Raw genomic sequence first — 1,800 nt, 5'->3', positions numbered from 1 at the left:
CTCTACACTTGGTTTTTTATTTTTGGTAGTAACATTATGACCAAGTGCAATCTACGTTAAGCGATGGGAGCCGTTTTCGTTCATTATGACTAACGGGGCAGGATAGTTCATTAAGAAACGCAATAAAATCTTGGTTTTATTGGTGAACGAACAGAATTAAATTCCAACAAAGGTATATTTTATGGTAAAATAAGGGTTTGTTTGAGCTGGAAGGAAGGGTTGATGGAGTGTATTTGATTAATGGTAGTTTACTTATTGGAATTGGAGTTATATGTTATTTGGCTGGAAGAGGTATTTTAATAGGGTTTAAATTAAAAAAACAAAAACAAGTATATTGGTTAAGGGAAGTTATTAATTTTCTTTTTGTTTTATACATACTTATGGTTGTTTCCGTTACACTGTTTCCATTAGCTTTATGGATTGATTTTAATATGCAAAATATTAAGTTTGGCTTAAATCTCATTCCATTTGTTGGAATTATAAACGATATTAAACAAATAGGTATTGCATATGACGGTGATACCGTGTTTATGATTAGTCTAATTATTAGAAATGTGGGTGGAAATATATTATTATTGATGCCTTTGGGTGTATTATCACCGATAATATGGAATAAATTTAAGGGTTTTAAAAATATTGTTCTATTCGGATTTGTTATATCAATTAGTATAGAATCTATACAATTTATTGAACTAATAGCAGGTGGTCGGGGAAGAACAGTTGATATTGATGACGTAATTTGTAATGTATTAGGTGTTATTCTTGGATACTTCATTTATAAATTTACGTTTAAAATAGCCGATAAATTTCAGATCGAAATATTACAAAATTTAAATTCTGGGAATTCAAGTTTGTTTGATAACGATAAAGGAACTATAATATAAATTTTATTTAACAAACAGGTGCTTTAGCTGACGATCAGAGTTGTCTTTAAGGCAGCTTTTTCTTTATGGAACTATCGGGGCAGGATAGTTGTATAAGAAATTGGTTTATTATGGTGTTATATTTAGGTTATTGTCTTCAACACTCAATGTTAGGGTGGATAATTTAATCGTTTGAAATTTACATTCATCTTTTAGGAGGACATACCTTTGTTTAATTTTAAAAAAGTCACTGTAGGACTCCTGGTTATAGGAATCCTTGCTGCATGTGACAATGAACTAGACTTTAAAAATGAATTAGTGGATACTCCTCAACAAAACGAGGTTCAAGATTCCACCCAACAGAACATAGAGCCTTCTTACGATGCACCAAGGTATCATATGACGGGCGGTTGGACAAATGGTGAATACTACATAATGATTAATGGTAGCAGCGACATCACAGGATCTGCTAAGTATATACTGCAAAAAATTCCGAAAAAGGGAAAAGAGAAAGTCGTAAAGCATTTACAGTTAACCGAATCAACCGGAAATAAGCTAACTGCTATAATTTATAGTGAAGATTCAAATAGGACTTCATTTCTAACGTTAGAAATGAACAAGGAAAAAACTGAAATTACTATAACGATGCCGAATGAAAAACCCGTCACTTACAAAAAAACAGATATTATGCCATTCGAATTTAATCCTGAATATGTAAGGGGAGAATAAAACCAAAATAAAAATACACCTCATCAACCATAGTGGTAAGCTTTGTTATTGACCTAACGGTTGCGTTAACTGAAGATTAGAGCTGTCTTTTAAGGCAGCTCTTTTCTTATGGCACTAAACCAGCTAATAGTTAGTCAACATTTTTCAATTAAAACTTAAAATATTTCATGCTATACTAAATTTGTGCATGCCAAATAACCTTCCAATG

2 protein-coding genes are annotated in these 1,800 nt (G+C 31.7%); both read left to right on the top strand.

What is annotated here, in order from left to right:
• The first annotated feature begins 227 nt into the window (after positions 1-227).
• Positions 228-884, top strand: coding sequence for a VanZ family protein (locus ACIQYG_RS26810; protein ID WP_402844616.1), 657 nt, complete (start codon positions 228-230; stop codon positions 882-884).
• 207 nt (positions 885-1,091) lie between these two features.
• Positions 1,092-1,592: a hypothetical protein gene (locus tag ACIQYG_RS26805; protein ID WP_402844613.1), complete on the top strand. Its 501-nt coding sequence runs from the start codon at positions 1,092-1,094 to the stop codon at positions 1,590-1,592.
• The last annotated feature ends 208 nt before the right edge of the window (positions 1,593-1,800 follow it).

Origin of the sequence: Peribacillus sp. NPDC096622, from assembly GCF_044762665.1 — a bacterium.
GTDB lineage: Bacteria > Bacillota > Bacilli > Bacillales > DSM-1321 > Peribacillus > Peribacillus frigoritolerans_B.
Note: the sequence above shows the minus strand (reverse complement) of the source record. Positions and strands in the feature narration are given on the sequence as shown.